The sequence below is a fragment of the Bradyrhizobium sp. CFUWI genome (assembly GCF_056429085.1).
Window position 1 is genome coordinate 312,384 of record NZ_JBWJZE010000008.1, and the last position, 21,913, is coordinate 334,296.

Annotated in this window: 21 protein-coding genes; 6 read left to right on the top strand and 15 right to left on the bottom strand. The window is 63.0% G+C overall.

All coding sequences use genetic code 11. The features are described from left to right. Positions 1–22: 22 nt before the first annotated feature. The 3 genes from AC066S_RS19960 (at position 23) to AC066S_RS19970 (ending at position 4,378) form a co-directional block, all read left to right on the top strand. On the top strand, positions 23–1,672 hold the full coding sequence (locus AC066S_RS19960) for an acyl-CoA synthetase (protein ID WP_478270415.1): 1,650 nt from the start codon (positions 23–25) through the stop codon (positions 1,670–1,672). A 158-nt stretch (positions 1,673–1,830) separates the two neighbouring features. Next, complete coding sequence (locus tag AC066S_RS19965; RefSeq protein WP_126257664.1) at positions 1,831–2,565, top strand: TetR/AcrR family transcriptional regulator; 735 nt, start codon at positions 1,831–1,833, stop codon at positions 2,563–2,565. A 331-nt stretch (positions 2,566–2,896) separates the two neighbouring features. Next, positions 2,897–4,378, top strand: coding sequence for an NCS1 family nucleobase:cation symporter-1 (locus AC066S_RS19970; protein ID WP_126257663.1), 1,482 nt, complete (start codon positions 2,897–2,899; stop codon positions 4,376–4,378). A 121-nt stretch (positions 4,379–4,499) separates the two neighbouring features. On the opposite strand, the gene AC066S_RS19975 is transcribed toward AC066S_RS19970, so the two are convergent. After that, positions 4,500–5,018 (bottom strand): hypothetical protein, encoded by a 519-nt coding sequence (locus AC066S_RS19975; RefSeq protein WP_126257662.1) that lies wholly within the window; start codon positions 5,016–5,018, stop codon positions 4,500–4,502. Positions 5,019–5,191: 173 nt separating this feature from the next. On the opposite strand from AC066S_RS19975, the gene AC066S_RS19980 reads away from it, so the two are divergent. Beyond that, positions 5,192–6,097: a helix-turn-helix domain-containing protein gene (locus AC066S_RS19980; protein WP_478270416.1), complete on the top strand. Its 906-nt coding sequence runs from the start codon at positions 5,192–5,194 to the stop codon at positions 6,095–6,097. A 486-nt stretch (positions 6,098–6,583) separates the two neighbouring features. Here AC066S_RS19980 and AC066S_RS19985 read toward each other — a convergent pair whose 3' ends face one another. Continuing rightward, entirely contained in the window at positions 6,584–7,222 is a 639-nt protein-coding gene (locus AC066S_RS19985; protein WP_478270417.1) for a TetR/AcrR family transcriptional regulator, read from the bottom strand. A gap of 65 nt (positions 7,223–7,287) precedes the next feature. On the opposite strand from AC066S_RS19985, the gene AC066S_RS19990 reads away from it, so the two are divergent. Beyond that, entirely contained in the window at positions 7,288–7,923 is a 636-nt protein-coding gene (locus AC066S_RS19990; RefSeq protein WP_135170654.1) for a DinB family protein, read from the top strand. Between the two features lie 264 nt (positions 7,924–8,187). Here the strand turns inward: AC066S_RS19990 and AC066S_RS19995 are convergent, their stop codons facing one another. The 9 genes from AC066S_RS19995 to AC066S_RS20035 form a co-directional block, all read right to left on the bottom strand. Then, positions 8,188–9,165 (bottom strand): TRAP transporter substrate-binding protein, encoded by a 978-nt coding sequence (locus tag AC066S_RS19995; protein ID WP_126257813.1) that lies wholly within the window; start codon positions 9,163–9,165, stop codon positions 8,188–8,190. Between the two features lie 39 nt (positions 9,166–9,204). Beyond that, on the bottom strand, positions 9,205–10,518 hold the full coding sequence (locus tag AC066S_RS20000) for a TRAP transporter large permease (RefSeq protein ID WP_478270418.1): 1,314 nt from the start codon (positions 10,516–10,518) through the stop codon (positions 9,205–9,207). Between the two features lie 2 nt (positions 10,519–10,520). Beyond that, positions 10,521–11,102 carry a TRAP transporter small permease gene (locus AC066S_RS20005; RefSeq protein ID WP_126257658.1) on the bottom strand — a complete coding sequence of 194 codons (582 nt, stop codon included), beginning with the start codon at positions 11,100–11,102 and terminating at the stop codon, positions 10,521–10,523. 179 nt (positions 11,103–11,281) lie between these two features. After that, positions 11,282–12,079 carry an MBL fold metallo-hydrolase gene (locus tag AC066S_RS20010; protein ID WP_126257657.1) on the bottom strand — a complete coding sequence of 266 codons (798 nt, stop codon included), beginning with the start codon at positions 12,077–12,079 and terminating at the stop codon, positions 11,282–11,284. Between the two features lie 13 nt (positions 12,080–12,092). After that, positions 12,093–12,869 (bottom strand): TatD family hydrolase, encoded by a 777-nt coding sequence (locus AC066S_RS20015; RefSeq protein ID WP_126257656.1) that lies wholly within the window; start codon positions 12,867–12,869, stop codon positions 12,093–12,095. A gap of 12 nt (positions 12,870–12,881) precedes the next feature. Next, positions 12,882–14,903: a methionine--tRNA ligase gene (gene metG, locus AC066S_RS20020; RefSeq protein WP_478270419.1), complete on the bottom strand. Its 2,022-nt coding sequence runs from the start codon at positions 14,901–14,903 to the stop codon at positions 12,882–12,884. 48 nt (positions 14,904–14,951) lie between these two features. Beyond that, entirely contained in the window at positions 14,952–15,998 is a 1,047-nt protein-coding gene (locus AC066S_RS20025; RefSeq protein WP_478270420.1) for a DNA polymerase III subunit delta', read from the bottom strand. After that, a complete protein-coding gene (gene tmk / locus AC066S_RS20030) occupies positions 15,995–16,681 on the bottom strand; it encodes a dTMP kinase (RefSeq protein ID WP_478270421.1) in 687 nt (228 codons plus the stop codon). Before tmk ends, AC066S_RS20025 begins: the two co-directional genes overlap by 4 nt. A 2-nt stretch (positions 16,682–16,683) precedes the next feature. Beyond that, the gene (locus AC066S_RS20035; RefSeq protein WP_478270422.1) at positions 16,684–17,946 is read right to left on the bottom strand and encodes a D-alanyl-D-alanine carboxypeptidase family protein; all 1,263 of its coding nucleotides are present in this window, start codon (positions 17,944–17,946) and stop codon (positions 16,684–16,686) included. 152 nt (positions 17,947–18,098) lie between these two features. On the opposite strand from AC066S_RS20035, the gene AC066S_RS20040 reads away from it, so the two are divergent. After that, positions 18,099–19,052 (top strand): alpha/beta fold hydrolase, encoded by a 954-nt coding sequence (locus tag AC066S_RS20040; RefSeq protein WP_478270423.1) that lies wholly within the window; start codon positions 18,099–18,101, stop codon positions 19,050–19,052. Here AC066S_RS20040 and AC066S_RS20045 read toward each other — a convergent pair. From AC066S_RS20045 to AC066S_RS20060, 4 genes are all read right to left on the bottom strand, one after another. Next, positions 19,049–19,966, bottom strand: a complete 918-nt coding sequence (locus tag AC066S_RS20045; protein ID WP_478270424.1) for a septal ring lytic transglycosylase RlpA family protein — start codon at positions 19,964–19,966, stop codon at positions 19,049–19,051. The two genes, AC066S_RS20040 and AC066S_RS20045, sit on opposite strands and share 4 nt — an antisense overlap. 674 nt (positions 19,967–20,640) lie before the next feature. After that, on the bottom strand, positions 20,641–20,928 hold the full coding sequence (locus AC066S_RS20050; protein WP_126257649.1) for a hypothetical protein: 288 nt from the start codon (positions 20,926–20,928) through the stop codon (positions 20,641–20,643). A 175-nt stretch (positions 20,929–21,103) separates the two neighbouring features. Beyond that, positions 21,104–21,424, bottom strand: coding sequence for a DUF1476 domain-containing protein (locus AC066S_RS20055; RefSeq protein WP_164718598.1), 321 nt, complete (start codon positions 21,422–21,424; stop codon positions 21,104–21,106). Between the two features lie 219 nt (positions 21,425–21,643). Continuing rightward, positions 21,644–21,835, bottom strand: coding sequence for a hypothetical protein (locus tag AC066S_RS20060; protein ID WP_126257812.1), 192 nt, complete (start codon positions 21,833–21,835; stop codon positions 21,644–21,646). Between the last annotated feature and the right edge of the window lie 78 nt (positions 21,836–21,913).

A 21,913-nucleotide genomic window follows, 5' to 3' on the forward strand; every position in this document is an offset into this window, starting at 1 on the left:
CGGCGGTTTAAGGAGGGTGTCGATGAGCGAGCGGCAGAACCAGTACGATATCGGCCTCGACAAGACACCCGCCAATTACGTGCCGCTGAGCCCGCTGAGCTTCCTCGCGCGCAGCGCCGCTGTCTATCCCGATCATGTCAGCACGGTCTATGAGGGCCGCAGCTTCACCTGGGCCGAGACCTATGAGCGCTGCCGGCGCTTTGCGTCCTGGCTCGCGCGCAAGGGCATCGGCGTCGGCGACACCGTCGCTGCGATGCTGCCGAACATCCCGGCGATGAACGAGGCGCATTTCGCCGTGCCCATGACCGGCGCGGTGCTCAACGCGCTGAACATCCGTCTCGATGCCCCTTCGATCGCGTTTCAGCTCGACCATGGCGGCGCGAAGATCATCCTGGTCGACCCCGAGTTCTCGCGTGTCATCACCGACGCGCTGGCGCAGATGACGGGCCCCAAGCCGCTCGTGGTCGACGTCGACGACGCATCGTTCAAAGGCGGCAGCCGCATCGGCGAGATCGAGTATGAAGCGGCCGTCGCCGAAGGCGATCCGAACTTCGCGGCGATCACGCCAAACGACGAATGGGACGCGATCGCGCTGAGCTACACCTCGGGCACTACAGGCAATCCCAAGGGCGTCGTCACCCATCATCGCGGCGCCTATCTGAACGCCGTCAGCAACATCCTCGCCGGTGGTCTCGGCCAGCATCCGGTCTATCTCTGGACGCTGCCGATGTTCCATTGCAACGGCTGGTGCTTCCCGTGGACCATCGCGGCCGCCGCCGGCATCAATGTCTGCCTGCGCAAGGTCGAGCCAACGAAGATTTTCGAGCTGATCAAGCAGCACGGCGTCACCCACATGTGCGGCGCGCCGATCGTCTACAACACGCTGATCAACGCACCCGATGCGCCCAAAGGCAGCGCGGCCCGCCGCGTCGTCGGCCTGATCGCCGGCGCCGCGCCGCCGGTCGCCGTGCTGGAAGGCGCCGAAAGCATCGGCATCAAGCTCACGCATGTCTACGGCCTGACCGAAGTCTACGGCCCCGCCTCCGTCTGCGCCGAGCAGCCCGGCTGGGACGAGCTCCCCGCGGCCGAGCGCGCGCGCATGAAGCGCCGGCAGGGCGTGCCCTACCCGCTCGAGGAAAGCGTCACCGTCATCAATCCGCAGACCATGAGGCAAGTGTCGCGCGACGGCGAGACCATCGGCGAGGTCATGTTCCGCGGCAACATCGTGATGAAGGGCTATCTCAAGAACGAGAAGGCGACCAGGGAAGCGTTCGAGGGCGGCTGGTTTCACACCGGCGATCTCGGTGTGCTCGACGAGCACGGCTACGTCATCATCAAGGATCGGTCCAAGGACATCATCATCTCCGGCGGCGAGAACATCTCCTCCGTCGAGGTCGAGGACATTCTCTACAAGCACCCGGCCGTGCTGTTCGCCGCCGTGGTCGCAAAGCCCGATCCGAAATGGGGCGAAGTGCCCTGCGCCTTCGTCGAGCTGAAGGACGGCGCCAGCGCCAGCGAAGCCGACATCATCGCCTTCTGCCGCTCGCACATGAGCGGCTTCAAGACGCCCAAGGCCGTCGTGTTCGGACCGATCCCGAAGACCTCGACCGGCAAAATCCAGAAATTCCTACTCCGCAACGAGGTCGGATCGGCGAAGGCGATCTCGGCCTGAGCTGATTGCTCCCTACGCATTGGAGAGCTTTTACCCGTCCAAATTGCTTGATAAAGCCGGTCAAGCAGGGCACTTTCCGGTCGGAATCGCCGATATCAACCCGGCGGACCATCCCGCTCAGCCTTCCCGCGTGAAGGCAAGCTTCTCACCGGGACACTATGGCTGCGACGCCCGCCGACAAGCTCAAGCTTTTTCGCATCCGCCGCGCGCCCAAAGGCGGGCGCAAGGCGGCGCCCGGCCCCGACATCGAAGGAAAAATCCTCGACGCGGCGGAATTCGTCTTTGGGCATTTTGGCTTCCGGGGAGCCACGACGGCACTGATTGCCAAGAAGGCCTCGATCGCAAAGCCGCACATCTACTACTATTTCGAAGATAAGGAAGATCTGTATCGCGCGGTGCTCGAACGCGCAATGAACATGTGGGCACGAGACATCGACAGTCTCGACATGACTTCCGACGTCGAGACCATCCTAGTTCGCTACATTCACAGAAAAATCGATTTCTCGCGAGACCACCCTCATTTGTCGCGCATCTATGCCAACGAGATCATCAGCGGCGCGCAATTCATCGGCAGCTTTATCGAGAAGGTCTCGACCCCGTTACTGCTCGACAAAGTTAAGACGCTGGACCATTGGGCCGCGACTGGGGCCATCCGCCCGATCAGCGCCGTTGATCTTTTCTTCTGCATCTGGGCGATGACCCAGGCCTATGCTGACTTTTCGAGCCAGATGATCATCATGAAGCGCAAGAGACAGCTCGAGGAAGCTGACTACGACGCGGCGAAGGCGACAATCGTCCAGCTCGTCCTCAGCGGACTCGGCCTTCAGGGTTACGACAGGTCGGCGGACCGGGCGCCCCCCGCAAAGCGGTCGAACATCAAGCGCGGCACCTAACTTCTTGTTTGGACGCCCATTTTTGGGCGCGAAACGGCTTCAACGGTCCCGGGCCTGCTTCATATCTGGCACGGGCGATCGGCTTATTCCTTGTTCAGCCCTTGGTTGTGGCACAAAAGTCTCACCAGTAACATCATCCCTCGTCAAATCGCAAATTCGTGTTTGTAAAAGAATTTTATCGATCGTAAAATTATTTTATCGATCGTTATAACGATGGCATGTCGCTTGCTTCGATCCGATCGTCCCGCGTGGTGCGGGACATCAACGGCGGGGCCGCGGTTTCCAACGCACGCGTTGTTCCTGCGCGCCAACAACATTCGAGGTAGAGGACATGTCATCCAAGAGCGGCGACGTTCCCACGCTGATCATCACCGGTGCCCATCCGAAGCTCTATAACCATGACCTTGCGCCGACAGCACCGGAGGGACGGACCTGGGGTATATTTAGCCTGTTTGCGATGTGGATGTCGGACGTCCACTCAGTCGGCGGCTACACATTCGCAGCAAGCCTGTTTTTTCTCGGCTTGACCGGATGGCAAGTTCTCATCTCGATGACGGTGGGCATCACGGCAGTCTATTTCCTGATGAACCTCATCGGTCGCCCATCCCAGCGCTACGGCATCCCCTTCCCGGTCATGGCGCGCGTGTCGTTCGGGGTGATGGGAGCCAATCTTGCCGCCACGGTGCGCGGCGTGGTCGGCATCGTCTGGTACGGTGTCCAGACCTACTTCGCCTCTAAGGCGGTTCAGGTCCTGATCGTCACCTTGGTGCCCTCCGCCGCCGATCTGACACACAACAGCATAATTGGCCTGTCCACGCTCGCCTGGTTCAGCTTTCTCTTCATGTGGCTGTTCCAGCTCGTCATCTTCCTGAGTGGCATGGAGCGCATCCGCCGCTTTATCGACTTCTGCGGGCCGGTGGTTTACGTCGTTATGTTCGCCCTCGCGATTTGGATGCTGTGGCAGACCGGCTTTTCGAGCCTGTCGCTTCAGCTCAGCTCGCCGCCGGCTTCCAACGCGGCAACGATCGGAGTGATGGCCAATGCCGCGATGCTGATCGTCGCCTACTTCTCGGCGCTCCTGCTCAACTTCGGCGACTTCGCCCGGTTCGCCAAGGACGAGGACGCCATGAGGATGGGGAATCTGCTCGGCCTACCCGTCAATTTCCTGGTGTTTTCGATTATCACGGTGATCGTGACGGCCGGCACGCTGAAGGTGTTCGGGGAGGCGATCATGGATCCCGTCCTGATCGTCGAGAAGATCGGCAGCCCGATTATCGTCATCGTCGGCTCGATCACGTTCATCGTGGCAACCATGGGCATCAACATCGTCGCCAATTTCGTCTCGCCGGCCTACGACATCTCAAACCTAAATCCCGAGCGTATAGATTTCAGGATGGGCGGCCTTATCACGTCGATCCTGTCGGTGCTGGTCTGCCCCTGGCTATTCGTCGCGAGCCCCTCGGCCATCACGCTGTTCGTCAGCATCTTCGGCTCGACGCTCGGACCGATGTTCGGCATCATGATCGCCGACTACTATCTCGTCAAAAAGCAGATCGTGACGGTCGAGGACCTCTACACGATGTCATCAACCGGCGCGTTCAACTACGAAGGGGGCTGGAATCACAGAGCGCTGATCGCTCTGGGACTATCGGGCACGCTATCCATCGGATTGTCCCTGCTCGGCGCCTATGGACTTATCTTCAATGTCGGTGACTGGGGATGGCTCATCGGCGCCAGCGTCGGCGGATTGATCTACTGGGCCCTCTCAAAGGAGAAAAGGCCAGTCTCCGTCATTGTCGGAGCCGGCGAATGACATCCGGAGTTGCGGGTCGACCGCCATATTGGCAGCACGCCCGCAACATTCTGGGCATGCGCGTTCGGTCGAATGCGCATGCAAGCTCGATGCGACGTCACAGTGATCGTTGGAGATGTCGCTACCGGTTACCAGCCCCCTCTCCACTCTTGCCTGAGTGTAGGTCTACGATCGCTTCCTCCAGAATGGTGGCAACCTCCAGCAGCGAGATCACCAGGCGCGGCATCCGCCTGAGCCTCTCGTCGACCGCGACGGCGAACAAATCATTCCGCTTCCGGCTGCCGAGCAATCGCCACCGGCCAAAGGTGATCTTGTGGACGTTACCGGAGACAAATCCGACGGACGCCCACAATTGCTTCGATTCCAGCAAGAGCTCGCCAGCCATGCGATCCATCACGGCGGCGATCGCGATCAGATCCTCGATCGCGCCAGCAAGACCGCGTGCAGAGCTTCCCGGGCCGTCTTCATGGGAACGCTGCTCGCTCGACGCCCTGGGCGAGGGGGCCGCTCGCAATTCGGTGAGTTTTTCCACAAGCGCAGCGAAGCGAGAGCGGGCGGCGCGGACGAGATCTTCCAGTAAAGCAAGATTGGCCTGCGCCGACTCCGACATGACCTGCGGTTTGATCGTCGTGAAATACATCAAATGCTCCGTGAAAGTTGAAGTATTGCCAAAATCTAGGGTCACCCGAGCGGTGGCGCTTGAACATTCTCAGCCACGATTGATCAAAACGAGCCTGCAAGGAAATCACGCGGGGCATCAAAACCGAACGCAGACCGGGCCGATCGCTTTCGGCCGATCATGGGGAGCAAATCATGGCCGGTGACGGCCTTTTCGGCGATCGGCTTGCGAGGCTATTTCCAATGATCCAGGAGGCGAGCTCCGGCGTCGTCAAGTCGCTACAGAAAGGAACGTTCGCCGCAGTGCGAATGGCGTATTCCGGACCGGTCGGAGATCCAACGTTGCCGTCACCTCCGGACGAGGCCTTCGCGCTTTGCCTTCGGCTGCGGAATCAGAGAGCCGAGACGTGGCTGGACGGTCGTCACGTGCCAAAGGGCGCCTTGAAGGACGAGACGAGCATCTACGATCTGCGATGTGAAACGATCGTTCACTTCTATGAGCCGTTCGATTTTCTCTATCTGTACCTGCCGCACAACACCCTAAGCGAGCTGGCAAACGAACTTGGTGTTGGTCGCGTTGAATATGACGTCGTCGGGGGTACGAACTCCCTCGATCCCATCCTGGCTCATTTGGGCGGTTGCCTTCTGCCGATGCTCGAAAGACCACATGAGGCCAATGAGCTGTTCGTGGGCCACGTCGCGATGGCGCTAAACATTCATTTCCTCAGGAAATACGCAGTCAGCCAACCTCGCAATCGCTCTTACCGCAGTGGGTTGGCGCCATGGCAGCTTCGGACGGCAAAGGCATTGATGCGTCAGAATCTCAATGGGGAAATTGCATTGGCACGGATCGCCAGCGAATGTGGCGTGTCAGCCGCCCACTTCGCTCGCGCTTTCAGAGTAAGCACGGGTACGCCGCCCCATCGGTGGCTGATGAGTCAACGTATCGAGCAAAGCAAGGCTCTGCTGATAAACTCAACATCGTCGCTGACGGAAATTGCGATCAAATGCGGCTTCTCCGATCAAAGTCACTTCACCAGAGTATTCTCGGCGGCTGTTGGCACCACACCGGGTCGCTGGCGATTGATCCGGAAGGACTAGCTAGGGTCCATACTCATCAACTCAGCATATACCTTCATTGAGCGCACGCGATCTCTTATGGTGTGTCAGGCGATCGAGCAACGCGGTCGTCTTCTTCACTGGCATCGTTGGGCAAGCGGCGCGGGCTACGCCCGTTGATGGGTCGAGTGTTCGGCGAGCCTCAGCTCGGTCTCACGAGTGTTTCACACGTTTTGCGGATGCGGTCACACCTGTCCGGACTGCCGGTCGTGCCGTCGATTAAAATGACAGCGATCAGCCGGCCGCCTGCGGTCGCCACGTGTGTTGCGGCATCCGCCAAAAAACGGCTCCATCCGCTTGGCATAGAGCGACATCGGTGGTTACCAAGCGTCAGATCTCCGTTGCTTCATAGGCGCGAAGCTCTGGCACGACATCATCCGGGATTTCCCGTAGAAAGCTCTGACCATCTTGTAGCCGGGAATGGCTGGGAAGAACCCGTTGCCGACCTTGAGACTTCGACTGATCGATCTACTCAGTAGGCCCCTCGCCTCCGGCGGAAAGGTACAAGCCAATCATCCGGACAAGTTCGTTTTTGACGTCCGGGTCTTCGAGCATGCCGCGGCGCGCCGCGTTATGGATCACTCCGTCGATGGCGTCCGAGATGATTAGCGAAACCGTATAATCGTTCGCATTTGTCTCTTGCGACCGATATGTAGCGACAGCCGCCTGGTAGCAGGCGAGATATTCTGCCTCGAATGAACTGTGTGGATCCCTAAGGCCGTCAAAGCTCAGGGCTTCGTCGAGCAGTACTTCATGAAGTCCCGGGTGGATGCTGTGCGCTGCAATCATGTCGCCAACAAGAGCCTCCACGAACTGCATCACCGGCCGCCCCTCCTTCTGAGATCTCCGCATCACGGCAAGGCAGTCATCAAGGTGGCGACGACGAATGCCCTCGATTAGCGACAGCTTGTCGGGAAAATACTGATAAAGCGAGCCGATGCTTACCCCGGCTGCTTCTGCGACCTTGTTGGTTGTAAAACCGGCCCATCCTTCGTCGCCCAGAATACGAGCACCAGCTTCGATCATCGCCTCAACGGTCGCTCGGGACCGGGCCTGACGCGGCTCTTTCCGCATCACGCGCTGCGATTTTGCAATGCGAGTAGACATTATCCCTCCGCGCAGAATACAAGCAAATTACTCACATTCCATGGATTGGGAAAGGGATACCGACTATGAGCACGTTGCTTCGTACCGTGTATCGCTATCATGCATGGGCCAACAACGATCTATTCGGCAAGCTAGAGATGCTCGCCGGGGAGTCGCAAAAGGACGAAAGACACACCGCAATACGGCTGATCAATCACTACTATGTGGTGGCCCAGATATTTGCCGCTCATCTCAGTGGCACGAATCATCATTACGAGTCGGATAACACGGTCGAGACACCGACGTTGAGCGAGTTGCGCGCCGCTGTCGCAGCATCGGATCAATGGTACCTGGACTACGTTCAGAATGTCTCCGCCGCGAAGCTTTCCGAATCTGTCCCGTTCACCTTCACCGACGGCGACAAGGGATACATGACGAGAGAAGAGATGCTGACTCACGTCGCACTCCATGGAGGATATCATCGCGGCGAGGTTGGCCGCATACTCTCCATCTTCTCCATAACGCCACCGTGGGATACATTCGCCGTGTTCCTCCATCAGAGTGAGCCATCGCGCAGGCAACAGGGCGACAAGCAGCCCATGCCAGCCATCCGGGCTGAGCGTGTTTGTGGACTTCATTTCCTCAAACCTTTTCGTGACCCGATAGAGAGTGACAAAGAGGTCGGAAATTCCGATCGGCACCTTCTACGGCCGTCTAGGTGACCATGAGATTGATGCGGGTGGGCTGAGCGTAAGCGCCCCGGCCTCCGGCGTGTTGTGCCGATTTCGAGGAAGCCGCCCCTCGTTTCCGAGATGATTGCGCCCCTGATTCCGAGATGATGTCGCTCCCCGGATACGGGACCGTGCTGGCTATCGTCGTTGTTGTTTCGTTCGTGGCTGTCGTCAAGCCTCTGGACGGCATTTGGCGCGGCGCATGCTGTATCTTCCGCCCGCACACCGGAAGGCGGCGGGCGGAAGGCCTCATCCTCACATCTTCTTGTAGGCGTCGACGATCGCCTGACCGTCGGCGCCGGCCTTCTTGAGCCAGTCGGCCGTGAGCTGCTCGCCGATCTTCTGGAAGCCGGCCTTCAACGCCGGGCTCGGCGGCTCGACATTCATGCCTTTTGCCTTGAGCTGGTCGAGGTACCAGGTGCTCTTGTCCTGCCAGGCCTTCCAGCCGCGGGTTTCCGCCGTTGCCGCCGCCTTGAGGATGGCCTCCTGGGTCGGCTTGTCGAGCGCGTCGAACGCGGCCTTGTTGACGAAGGTGTAGTCCTTGGGAATCCAGGCTTGAACGTCGTAGAAATATTTGAGCGACTCCCAGGCCTTCGAGTCGTAGCCGGTGCCGCCCGACGACATGAAGGAATTGACCACGCCGGTCGCCAGCGCCTGTGGCAGTTCGGCAGCCTGGATCGTGACAGACTGCGCGCCGACCAGCTCGCCGATGCGCGCGGTCCCGACGTTATAGGCGCGCCATTTCAGGCCCTTCATGTCCTCGATCGTCGCGAGCGGCTTGTTGACATAGACGCCTTGCGGCGCCCACGGCACGACAAACAGCAGCTTGAGGCCCTGCGCATCGAGCTTCTTGACGATCGCAGGCTTGGAGGCTTGATACAGCTTCATCGCGTCCGGGAAGCTGGTCGCGAGGAACGGCACGACGTCGATGCCGAACATCGGATCCTCGTTCTCGTGGATCGAGAGCAGCACTTCGCCCATCTGCGCCTGACCGGTCACTACCGCGCGCTTGATGTCGGGTGCCTTGAACAGCGAGGCGCCCGGATGAACCGTGATCTGGAGCTTGCCGGAGGTGGCGGCCTCGACGTCCTTGGCGAACGCGACGAGATTCTCGGAATGGGGATTGTCGGCGGGATAGGCCGCCGGCAGATTCCATTTGGTCTGAGCCATAGCGGGTGTCGCGGCGAGCACGGCGCCGACGATCAAGGATGCGCGGATTATACGGGACATTATCGGGCTTCTCCTCACAGTCAATTTGAACACTTCGCACGCTCAGTCTGGGAAGGCGAGCTTGGGCAAGAACATCACGATCTGCGGATACTCCGTGATGATGAACACGGAAGCGAGCAATAGGACGAAAAACGGAAACGCTGCCCGCGCAACGGTGAACGTATCACGGCCGCTCATGTTCTGTAGCACGAAGAGATTGAATCCAACCGGCGGCGTGATCTGCGCCATTTCCACGTGAATGATGAGATAGACGCCGAACCAGACCAGGTCCAGGCCGGCCTGCTTGACCATGGGCAGCACGATGACCGCGGTCAGGACGATCATCGAGATGCCGTCGATCAGGCATCCCAGGATGATGTACATGATGCTCAGATACAGCGCGAGCATGCCCGGCGTGAGCTGCTGGCCCTGGACCCAGGTGGCGAGCGCGGCCGGAATGCCCGTATAGGCCATCGCAGCCGTGGTGTAGGCCGCACCTGCCAGGATCAGCATGATCATGCAGGTCAGGCGCGTCGCGCTCATGATGCTCTCGAGGAAGTTTTTCCGCGTGAGCGTGCCGCTCCACCAGGCCAGCAGCAATGCGCCGGTGACACCCCAGGCTGCGCATTCGGTTGCGGTCGCAAAACCAAGCACGAGCGAAAGGAAGACGGCGAAGATCAGCAGCAGGCAGGGTGCGAGCTTCGCCGATTCTTGAAGCTTCTGCCGGAATGGCATCGGCGGATCGCGCGGCGGGACCTTCTTGGGATTGAGCAGCGACCAGATGATGATGTAGCCCGAATAGAGCACCATCACGAGCACGCCCGGCAGGAATCCGCCGAGGAACACCTGAAGCACGGAGACGTTCGCCGTGACCGCGTAGACCACCATCGGGATCGAGGGCGGAATCAGGAGGCCGAGCGTGCCCGCGCCTGCGAGCGATCCGAGACTGAGGTTCTTGTCGTAGCCGCGCTTGTCCAGCTCAGGCAGCGCGATTTTTCCGATCGTCGCGCAGGTCGCCGCCGAAGAGCCCGACACCGCCGCAAAGATGCCGCAGCCGATCACGTTGACATGGGTCAGGCGTCCCGGCAGCCACTGAACCCAGGGCGACAGCCCCCGGAACATCTCTTCCGACAATTTGGTGCGGAAGAGAATCTCCCCCATCCAGATGAACAGCGGCAGCGCGGCCAGGGTCCACGACGAGCTGGCGCTCCAGGTGGTGGTCGCAAGCACCGCGCCGAGCGGCAGGCTCGTGGTCAACGCCATCGCTACGAAGCCGACAAGTCCAAGCGAGACCGCGATCCACACGCCGCTTCCCAGCAGCAGGATCATGACGCCGAGCAGAACGAACGACAGCTCGATCATGCCGAGATTGGCCATGGTCAACCTCCGCCGCCCTGCGAGATGCGCTCGATGAATTCGTCCGGCGTCTCGTCCGGCGAGCCCTTCTCGTAGCTTGGGCGGCCGCCGCCGACGACATTGACCATTTCGTCGATGAGCGCGATCGATAGGATCGCAAGCCCGCCGGCGAAGCCGAGCTGGGGAATCCAGAGCGGAAGCGCGACGACGCCCTGCGCCACATCGTTGAAGCGCCAGGAATCGTAGGTCATCTGCACGGCAAAGCGGGTGAAATAGAGAATGAAGGCGGTGGCGATACCGAGCGCCACGATCTCAGCGACCTGCTTGGTCCGCCCGTGCAACCGTTCCAGCAGCAGGCCGACGCGGATCATCTCTCCGCGCTTGAAGGTATGCGCAAGGCCGAGGAAAGCCATCGCGGCCATGCACCACGACGCGAAATCATCGCCGGCGGGAATGTTGATCGCGAACTGGCGCCCGACCGACATGACCATCATGATGGCAAAGATCGCAACCAGGAAGACGCCGGCGGCGTAGCCTGCCCCGAGATAAAGAAGATCCAGCGCGCGCCGCACCAGTCCTCCAGCCGTTACGTCGTCCCCTGCCACGCAATCCCATCCTCACACGGAGGCGTTTCGGCGGGCCCGGCGATCGCATCTCGCGCATCGCCGATCCTGCCTCAATATCGCCCTTGGCCAATGCCCTGTCTTTCAGACGTTAGATCAACATGATGGAGCCGACGCAAGCAAGGACTATGCCTGCCGGCGGCGGAATTTCTACCGCAGGTTCAATGCGTCTCCAGCCGCAGCCCGTCGAAGGCGGGCACGACGCCCGCGGGCAGCGATTGCCGGATGACCTCGTAATCGACGTCGGCGGTCATGTTGGTGATGACGGCGCGCTTTGGCTTGAACCGCTCGATCCAGGACAGCGCGTCGTTGATGCTGAAATGGCTGACATGGTTGGTGTAGCGCAGGCCGTCGACGATCCAGAGGTCCAGATTCTTCAGTGCATCCCAGCTCTCGCGCGGGATGTCGTTGAGGTCGGGTGTGTAGGCGGCATCCCCGATGCGATAGCCGAGCGCGGGAATGTTGCCATGCTGGACCAGAAAGGCCGTCATCGTCACGGCGCCCCCCTTCCCCAGGATGGTCTGGCTCTCGCCGGCCTCGATCGAATGCCGCGTCAGGATCGGCGGATAGTCGCTGCCCTCCGGCGAGATGAAGCAATAGGAGAAGCGCGACAGGATGTCCTTGGCGGTCGACTGGTTGAAATAGGTCGGGATGCGGCGGCGCATGTGCATCACGACCGATCGCAGATCGTCCATGCCGTGGGTCTGGTCGGCGTGCTCATGCGTCAGGAACACCGCGTCGATGTGATCGACATTGGTCGAGAGCAATTGCTCGCGCAGGTCCGGCGAAGTGTCGATCAGGATGCGCGTGGTGCCGTGCTCGGATATCCGTTCGACCAGCAGCGAGCAGCGGCGGCGGCGGTTCTTGGGATTGTCGGGATCGCAGGCGCCCCAGCCGAGCGCCGGGCGCGGCACGCCGGCGGAGGAGCCGCAGCCCAGGATCGTCAATGTCAGCGTCATGCGGCTTCCAGTCTCAAGCCTTCACCTTCGAGAACAAGCGGAAGAAGTTTTCGCTGGTCTGGCGCGCGATCTCGTCGATCGACACCCCGCGCGTCTCGGCCAGCACTCTTGCGACCTCCACCACATAGGCCGGTTCGTTGCGTTTGCCGCGGAACTTGCCTGGCGCAAGATAGGGCGAGTCGGTTTCGACCAGGATACGATCGGACGGCAGTTCGGCCGCGAGCGCGCGTAGGGCTTCCGACTTTTTGAAAGTCAGGATGCCCGTGAAACCGATATAGAGCCCGAGCGATACCGCCTTCAATGCCAGCTCGCGCCCGCCCGTGTAGCAATGCAGCACGGCGCGAAACGATCCGTTGGCCGCCTCGTCTTCCAGGATGCGGGCGCAGTCCTCGTCGGCTTCGCGGGTGTGGATCACCAGCGGCAGGCCGGTGGCGCGGGCCGCGGCGATGTGGGCGCGAAAGCCCCTCGCCTGGGCCTCCGGCGAGCCGTTGTCGTAGAAATAGTCGAGCCCGGCCTCGCCGAGCGCGACGACTTTGGGATGCTCCGTCAACGCAACCAGCTCGTCCGGCGCGATGCCGTCCTCCTCATCCGCGTGGTGCGGATGGGTGCCGACCGAGCAATAGACGTCGTCGTAGCGTTCGGCGATAGCGAGAAGCTGATGCAGCTTCCGAACCCGGGTCGAAATCGTGACCATGCGCCCGACCCCGGCCGCCCGTGCCCGCGACACGATCCCGTCGAGATCTTCCGCAAAGTCGGGAAAATCCAGATGGCAGTGGCTGTCGACCAGCATCGGCGAATGCCTCTAGGCCGCCGGCTCGATGTAGCGCGGAAACGCCGGCATCGGAGCCGGCAGCGTCGAGCCCGGCGCGATCCGCTTGGCACCGCCGAGCATGGCGAAGCTGCGCTCTCCCTCGGGGATACCGAGGCTGTCGAGCAGCTTGCTGGAAGCGGCCGGCATCGCCGGCTGAGCCAGGATCGCGATCTGGCGCACGACCTCGGCGGTGACATAGAGCACCGTCTTCTGCCGGGCCGGATCGGTCTTGGCGAGCGCCCACGGCGCCTCGCCGGCGAAATAGCGGTTGGCCTCCGCGACCACGGCCCAGACGGCGTTGAGCCATTGGTGGATCTGCTGCGTCGCCATGGCTTCGCGGGACGCGGCCACCATGCCGTCGGCCATCGCCAGGATCGCCTTGTCGTTGTCGCTGAACTCGGCGGGCTCGGGCAGCACGCCGCCGAGCTGCTTGGCGATCATCGACAGCGAGCGCTGCGCCAAATTGCCGAGATCGTTGGCAAGGTCGGCGTTGATGCGCGCGACGATGGCCTCGTGATTGTAGTTGCCGTCCTGTCCGAACGGCACCTCGCGCAGGAAGAAATAGCGCATCTGGTCGACGCCGTACTGGTCGGCGAGGTTGAAGGGATCGACGACGTTGCCGACCGACTTCGACATCTTCTCGCCCCTGTTGAACAGGAAGCCGTGGGCATAGACCCGCTTCGGCAGCGGGATTCCGGCCGACAACAGAAACGCCGGCCAGTACACCGCGTGGAAACGGATGATGTCCTTGCCGATGATGTGCACGTCGGCCGGCCAGTAGCGCCAGTTCTTGTCGCTCTCGTCGGGGAAGCCGACGCCGGTGATGTAGTTGGTCAGCGCATCGACCCAGACATACATCACGTGCTCTTCGTCGCCGGGCACCTTCACGCCCCAGTCGAACGTCGTGCGTGAGATCGAGAGGTCGCGCAGGCCGCCCTTGACGAAGCTGACCACCTCGTTCTTGCGGGAATCCGGCCCGATGAAATCGGGATGATCAGCATACAGCTTGAGCAGCTTGTCCTGGTACGCCGACAGGCGGAAGAAGTAGCTCTTCTCCTCGACCCATTCGACCGGCGAGCCCTGCGGTCCGAGCCGCACGCCGTCGTCGTTCAGGCGCGTCTCGTCCTCGGCGTAATAGGCCTCGTCGCGCACCGAGTACCAGCCGGCATAGGTGTCGGCATAGATGTCGCCGTTCGCCTCCATGCGCCGCCAGATCTCCTGGCTGGAGCGATGATGCTGCTCCTCGGTGGTGCGGATGAAGCGGTCGAACGATACGTTCAGGCGCTCGTCCATCTCCTTGAAGCGGCCGGCATTTCGGGCGGCGAGCGCGGAGACGGACATGTTCTCGCCGGCCGCCGTCTGGACCATTTTCTGGCCGTGCTCGTCAGTCCCGGTCAGAAAGAACACGTCCTTGCCGTCGAGCCGCGCAAAACGCGCCAGCACGTCGGTCGCGATCGCCTCATAGGCGTGACCGATATGGGGGCTGCCATTGGGATAGGCGATGGCGGTCGTGATGTAGAAGACGTTATCGCGCGCGGGGGCGGCAACGGGCGCGGCAGCCTTTGGTGCAGCAGCTGCGGGCGCTGCGGGTTGCGAAGTTGCGGCGGGCTTCGGCGCGCGCGGCGCCTTCGGCTTGGCAGCTTTCGGCGGCGCCACGACGGGAGCTGGCGCCGCGATCGCCGCAGGCGGAATTGCCCTGGGCTTCTCGGATACCTTCTTCGCCGGAGCCTTGGTTGGTTTCTTGGCTGGCGTCGTGGCTGCCGTCTTCGCCGCCTTCTTGGCGGCGACCTGCTTCTTCGCAGCCTTTTTGCCAGCCTTCTTCGACGTCTTCGCTGCGTTCTTCTTCACGCCCTTCTTGGCGGCAGCCTTCTTCGACTTCGCGGCCTTCTTGACGTTTTTGGAAGCTTTGCGCGCGCGGGCCTTCGTCGCTTTCTTCGCGGCAGTCTTGACGGCCTTCTTCGCAGCCTTCTTGCCGCTCTTGCGCTTGACGGTCTTCTTAGCTCGCGTTGCCACCACGAATTCCTTTACCGGCTTCTCGAAAATTTGGAAACGAACCTGCGCCTAGCGCGTTGCGTCCGCCAGCCAGCCGAACACCGAGAAAACCAAGGGCTTGCGCTCCAGATTGTAGGTTTCGGTGTCGCGCGCGGCGCGGACGATCTTTTCCCATACCTCGCTTAAGCGCGCAAGGCGCGGCAGGTTCTGGTTGGCATTGGCCTCGTCCGCATGCAGGCGTTCGGCGATCCAGCGATCGATGCCGTCGATGAAGGCGGCGAGCGCGACGCGGTCGCTGGTGCCGAGCGAATCGCCGAGCGTGTGCAATTCGCGCGGGTCGACCTGCGGCAGGCGCGCCAGCAGCGCGGCCGTGCGCTGCTGGAGCTTCAGCGCATCGCCGCCGAGCAGAGTCAGGGCCCGTGCAACGCTGCCCTCGGAGGCCTCCGCCGCCTCGCGCAGCGCAGGATCACTCGGAGCGAGCTCGGCGGCCGCAGCCGCAGCCTCGATCACATCGTCCGTTGCGAGCGGCCGCAGTCGCAGCTTGCGGCAGCGCGACTGGATCGTGGCGAGCACGCGCGCCGGCGCGTGGCTCACCAGAAGGAACAGCGATTGCTGCGGCGGCTCTTCGAGAATCTTCAGAAGCGCGTTGGCTGCGTTTGGATTGAGCTCGTCGACGGTGTCGACGATGCAGACCCGCCAGCCTTCGGCCGCCGCCGTCGAGCCGAAGAAGCCGATCGTCTCGCGGGTCTCGTCCACGGTGATCACGGTGCGCATCACGCCGCGATCGTTGGCGGTCCGCTCCAGCGACAGCAGCCCGCCATGCGAGCCGACCGCCACCTGCCGCGCCACGGCGTCATCCGGATCGACCGCAAGGTCTTGGGCGTGCTGCACGGCGGGCGCCAGCGGCTGGCCGTGGGCGAGCACGAAGCGCGCCATGCGATAGGCCAGCGTCGCCTTGCCGATCCCTTGCGGCCCGCCGATCAGCCAGGCATGCGGAATCCGCCCGCTGCGATAGGCGGTCAGCAGCGCCGTCTCGGCCTCGCGATGACCGAACAGGCGGCTGGTCTCGCGCGGATGCGGAATGGCGCTTTCGCGCTCGGCCTGGCGCGGGCTCATGCTGAAATCACCGAAGCCGGTGTGGGAAGGAGACGATCGCGCAACGCAGCCCAGACCCGGGCCGCGACCGTGTCAGGGTCGGAATCGGCGTCGATCAGCACGCAGCGCGCCGGATCATCCGCAGCTATCTTGCGATAGGCTTCGCGCAGGCCCTGGTGAAAGCTGAGCTTCTCGCTTTCGAACCTATCGGGCGTGCCGTTGCCGCGGCGCGCGGCGGCGCGTTGGAGGCCGATCTCGACCGGCAGGTCGAGGATGATGGTGAGATCCGGCTTGAGATCGCCGATCGTGACCCGCTGCATCGCATTGATCAGGCCTTCAGGCACGCGGCCGAGGCTGCCCTGATAGGCCCGCGTCGAATCGGCGAAGCGATCGCACAGCACCCAGACACCCTGGTTGAGCGCAGGCAGGATCACGGTGCGGACATGATCATCGCGCGCGGCGGCAAACAGCAGCGTCTCCGCCTCCGGGCCGAGCAGCCTGCCCATCCCCGACAGCACCAGGTGACGCATGATCTCGGCGCCCGGCGAGCCGCCCGGCTCACGCGTGACGCGGATGCGGAGCTTGGCCGCCTTGAGGCGGTCGGCGAGCTTCTTGATCTGGGTCGACTTGCCGGTGCCCTCGCCGCCTTCAAAGGTGATGAAGCGTCCGCGTCCGGACGGTCGCTGTCCCGCGCTCTCACTCATGATCAGAGCTTCTCGGCGCCTGCGCGGAACATGCCGATCACGAGCTCGCTGGCGCCGTCGATCGCGCGCCGCACGGTCGAGCCGGTGCCGATCGCTTCGCCCGCATAGACCGGCGTCTCCACCGCGATGTTGCCGCTGCGCCAGACCCTGACCACGCCGACCTTCTGGCCGGCTTCGACCGGCGCCCGCACCGGGCCGCTATAGACGACGCGCGCGATCAGCTTGTCGCTGCCGTTCTTGTGCACCATCACCTTCACCGGAGTCTTGGCGACGAGCTTGACCGATCGGCTCTCGCCGCCGAACACCTTGGCGTAGCCGACGGGCTGGTCGGCCGGGATCAGCGTGCGGGTCTCGAAATTGCGAAAACCCCATTCCAGCATCTTCTTGGCTTCGGTGGCGCGATCGTCGGGGTCGTCCAGTCCGTTGACGACGACGATCAGCCGCGTGCCGTTCTGAACGGCCGAGCCGACCATGCCGTAGCCGCCTTCCTTCGTGTAGCCCGTCTTAAGACCGTCGGCGCCTTCCATCGAATTGAGCAGCGGATTGCGGTTGGGCTGGCGGATCTTGTTCCAGGTGAATTCCTTCTCGCCGAACAGTTTGTAGAATTCGGGGAAGTCCAGGATGATGTGCCGGGCGAGCATGCCGAGCTCACGCACCGTCATCTTGTTGGCGGGGTCGGGCAGCCCGCTGGAATTGCCGAAGGTCGACCTGGTCAGGCCGAGCTCGCGGGCGCGCTTGGTCATGAAGTCGGCCGCGAAGATCTTCTCGTTGCCGGCCATGGCTTCGGCGAGCGCGATGCAGGCGTCATTGCCGCTCTGGATGATCGCGCCGTGCAGGAGATCGTCGACCGAGACCTTGCTGTTGATGGCGGCAAACATGGTCGAGCCGCCCGAGGGCGCACCGCCCCGCCGCCAGGCGTTCTCGCTGATCCGGTACTCGTCGGTCAGCTTGATGTCGCCCTTCTTGACGGCATTGAAGACGACTTCCGCCGTCATCAGCTTCATCATGCTGGAGGGCGCGCGCAGCTCGTCGGCGTTCTTCTCGAACAGCACGCTGCCGCTCGTGGCTTCGATCAGGATCGCGGTCGGAGCATCGCCGTCGAAGCCCGCATCGTCGGCCTTCTTGACGCCCTGGACGCTCTGGTTGGCGGCCAGAAGCGCCCCGCTCCAGCCGACGCTTGCCACCAGGATCGTCGCCATCAGGCCACGCGCCAGCGCTCCGGCGGTGAACCGGGGGCGACGTAGCGAAAGAAGACGACATGCCATGGCCAAGCCCTGAGAGCAGCGTTCTAACAGCTGGAATCGGCGCGAACAACGCGACGTTGGACGCCTGCCCAGAGATTGCACGATTCTCGCCCTACCCCTATCGTGGCACCTCACCTTTCCCGACCAAATCCCTGAAACAAGGCGGAAAAGCGATGTCCTCCACCCGCACGATCAAGGCCAACGGCATCGATCTCTTCATCCGCGAAGCCGGCCAGGGTCCGCTGGTGGTGCTATGCCATGGCTGGCCGGAGCTGTCCTATTCCTGGCGCCACCAGATCCCTGCGCTCGCCGCCGCCGGGTTTCACGTCGTCGCCCCCGACATGCGCGGCTACGGCCAGAGCGCGGCGCCGCCCGACGTTGCGGCCTACTCGATCTTCGACACGGTCGGCGACGTGGTCGGCCTGGTGCAGGCGCTCGGCGAGACCAGGGCGATGGTGGTCGGCCACGATTGGGGCGCGCCGGTCGCCTGGCATGCGGCGCTGTTCCGGCCCGACATCTTCACGGCGGTCGCGGGCCTGAGCGTGCCGCCGCCGTTCCGCGGCCGCGGCAAGCCGCTCGACCTGCTCCGCCAGGGCGGCGTCACCAATTTCTACTGGCAATATTTCCAGGCGCCGGGTGTCGCCGAGGCCGAGCTGGAGCGCGACGTCGCCCGCACCATGCGCATCGTGCTTGGGGGACGTGGCCTGGCCGACCCAACCGCCGCGATGTTCGTGCAGGAGGGCAAGGGCTTTCTCAGCCACGCGACCGCCGAGGAACCGCTGCCGGGCTGGCTCAGCGAGGCGGATCTGGCCTATTTCACCGAGAGCTTCCGCAAGTCCGGCTTTCGCGGCGGGCTGAACTGGTACCGCAACATCGATCGCAATTGGGAGCTGACCGCGCCCTGGCAGGACGCGCAGATCCGCCAGCCTTCGCTGTTCATCGCCGGCTCCAAGGACGCCGTCATCACCGGCCTGATCGGCGCCAAGCGCGTCAACGAGCTCGACCGCGTGCTGCCGAATCTGAAGCAAAAGCTGATCATCGAGGGCGCCGGCCATTGGGTGCAGCAGGAACGGCCCGACGAGGTGAATGCGGCGCTGGTGACGTTCTTGAAGGAGAGCGCGGGCTAGTAGAGCCCGCGGCCGCTCAGGATGTTGCGCGCCTCGGCGGCACCGTCGGACGCGGTCTCCGTCGCGAAGCGGCCGTCCCCGTCATAGGACACGGCGCGGGTGTTCTGGAGCGCCCGGCCCCGGCTGCGGCTCGAGGCCGACATCTCCGATGTCGCATTGAGCGAGGCCATGTCGGCCGAGGTGCTGCCGAGATTATAGGGCCGCCCCTCCGGCATCGGCACGTCGCCACGAATGGCACCGCGGCTCGCCCCCGGCAATTCCGGCACGAAAGGCTTGGCCGAGGCGACCCGGACCATCGAGGGCGACGGCGCCGGAACGCCGGTGCGCAGGGTCGCCAGAAGCTGGCGGTCGTCGGAGCCTTCGAGCGGCGCCCGGCCGACATATTCGACGCGGACCTTGGCAACACCACTTCCTTTGAATTCAAGGAGTTCGGCGGCCTTGTTCGAGACGTCGATGAGACGGTTGCCGTGATAGGGTCCGCGGTCATTGACGCGGACGATCAGCGACTTGCCGTTCGAGACGTTGGTCACCCGGGCGTAGGACGGCATCGGCAGGGTCGGATGCGCCGCGGTCAGCGAGGTCATATCGAACACTTCGCCATTGGCGGTCAGGCGGCCGTGGAAATCGTCGCCGTACCAGGACGCCATGCCCTCGGCGCGATAGTTGACGTCCTCCTCCGGCACGTAGGTCCGGCCGGCCACGACATAGGGCTTGCCGACGCGGTAGGTGCCGCCGCCCTTCGGTACGGGGTCCCCGAAGGCCACGACCCGGGGGCTCGACGACACGCCGTATTTCGGATCGACGCGGCTGGCGAATTTGTTGGAGGAGGCGCAATTGGCCAGCGCAACGCAGGCTGCGACCGCCGCAACACCACGCGCGGCCCGCAAAACCGAATCTGACCGTCGGATCCCCATTCGCCCCAAATACCACTTTGCCGGAGGCGTACCCAACCCGCTTTGGCTACGGGGAGCGCTGTCCGGTCATCTGATCCGAAGCGGCCCACCACCGTCTCGGAAGCGGTAACGATAACGCAACCCGAACACGGCGGAAATGGGGAGCCCACGACGATCCCGCCGGGATGGTAAACGGGACGTTCGCATTTTTCCGTTGTTCTACGGAACGAGCCCGCCCGCGCTGTGCCACGGCTGGACACTCTGTTGCGCCAAATCCTCACTCCACCCCCATTGTCGCGCCGCTCACTGGAATTCTTTTGACTGTGCAAGGCCGCCCGCGTTCTCTCGGATGCAAGGGCGGGATTTGGAATTTAACGATGATCGAGACGGTTTCGGCACTGATGGGTCTGGTAAGCGCGGGGATCTTCCTGGCCCATGCGTTTGAAGGCTACCGCACGAGGGCCTGACGGCACTCGCGCGGGACGGCAAGCATCACCTCTTTCAAGGCGGCGCGTTCGGACAATTTTAGTCGATCCGATCGAGCATCGAAAACGAGAGTGGCAGGTGTCCCATGCGCAATCATGACCTGGTATCTGACGGCTTCCTGGCGTTGACCGCCGGCGGCTTGGTCTTGCTCTGCTCGAGCCTCGTGGCCCTGGCCTTCGCCTGAGCGCCACCCTCTCCTTCCCGCGCACTCAGCGCAGGCCCAGCAGGGAGCGGCGATAGAGGCCGCCGCGGGCCTCGCTCTGGCAGACGAAGCTGCCGTCGAAGCCCTCGCCGTACCGCTTCTGACCCTTGCGGTAGTAGACGCCCTTCCTGAAGTCGAGCCAGACCACCTTGTCTTGCGGACAATGACGCTGCGCCTGCGCCTCGTAGCGAAACGGCGTCAGCGGTGTCGCGAAGACCTCCGCGGAGCCGCCAACCACGATCGCGCCGGCGAGCGCCATCCGACCGGTCCATCTGCCGAAGCCGCTTCGCGTCACTCGCCCGCCTTCCCGATCCGCGTCGCCATGCGACGGCCCACGACAACGGTAGCACGAAATGGCACGCGGAAGGTGCGAGTTGCGCAGCGCTTCCGCCGGCGTCTTGTCGGGTTGGAGGAACGCGGCATCGTTGCGCCGGCGTACGCACGCCGCGTGAGAGGCAGCGGATCGCCGTCTATTGCTTGTCTGCTTCGAGCTGCGCGAGCGCCTGATGCAGGCACTCCTGGAGCTTCTGCGCGACCTGCTCACGCGCGACGCCCCTGGCGGCAAGATCGGCCGATACCTTGTCCACCACTTCGTTCATCGTCTGGTTCTGCAAATAGTCCGTCACCAGCGTCGTTGCGTAATTGTCAGCGGCATCGCCGTTCAGGCCGAGCCGGCCTGCGGCCCAGAGACCGAGCAGCTTGTTGGACCGGGCCGTGGCCCTGAACATGAGTTCTTCGTCGTGGACGAATTTGGCCTCGAAGCCCTGCTCGCGCTTGTCGAACGTGGTCATGGTCAGCTCCATTGCACTTTCGCTGATGGGAATCGGACTGGCTGGTGGCGAACGTCTCCGCGGTTCATGTCGTTCAGATTCACCTGAAGCTTCCTCCCGGACGGCGAAGGCCGTCAAGCCACCCGTCGCACGGCACAACGCGAAAGCGCCCACCGGCGGGAAAGGCCGGTGGGCGCGTCTGGGATCAATTCAACGGTCTGGCTGGATGAGCGCGTTCGCTCAGCCCTTGGCCGCGGCGGCCTCGCGCGCAAGGCGCTCGGCTCTGAGCCGCTCCTTGTTGGCGTAAAACGCCTTCTGCGCCGCTTCATGGTCGCGCATGGCCTTTTCCGCCTCGATCCGGCGTGCCGCATCGCGCGCCTGGCGCTGCTCGGGGGTCAGGGGTTTGCGTCGGAAGGAAACGTCTTCAGTCATGGCGACATAACGCGGCTGTGAGGAAAGAGTTCCTCGCCCCCCGTTCCCGCCTTCAGACAAAATCTCGGAAAACAACCC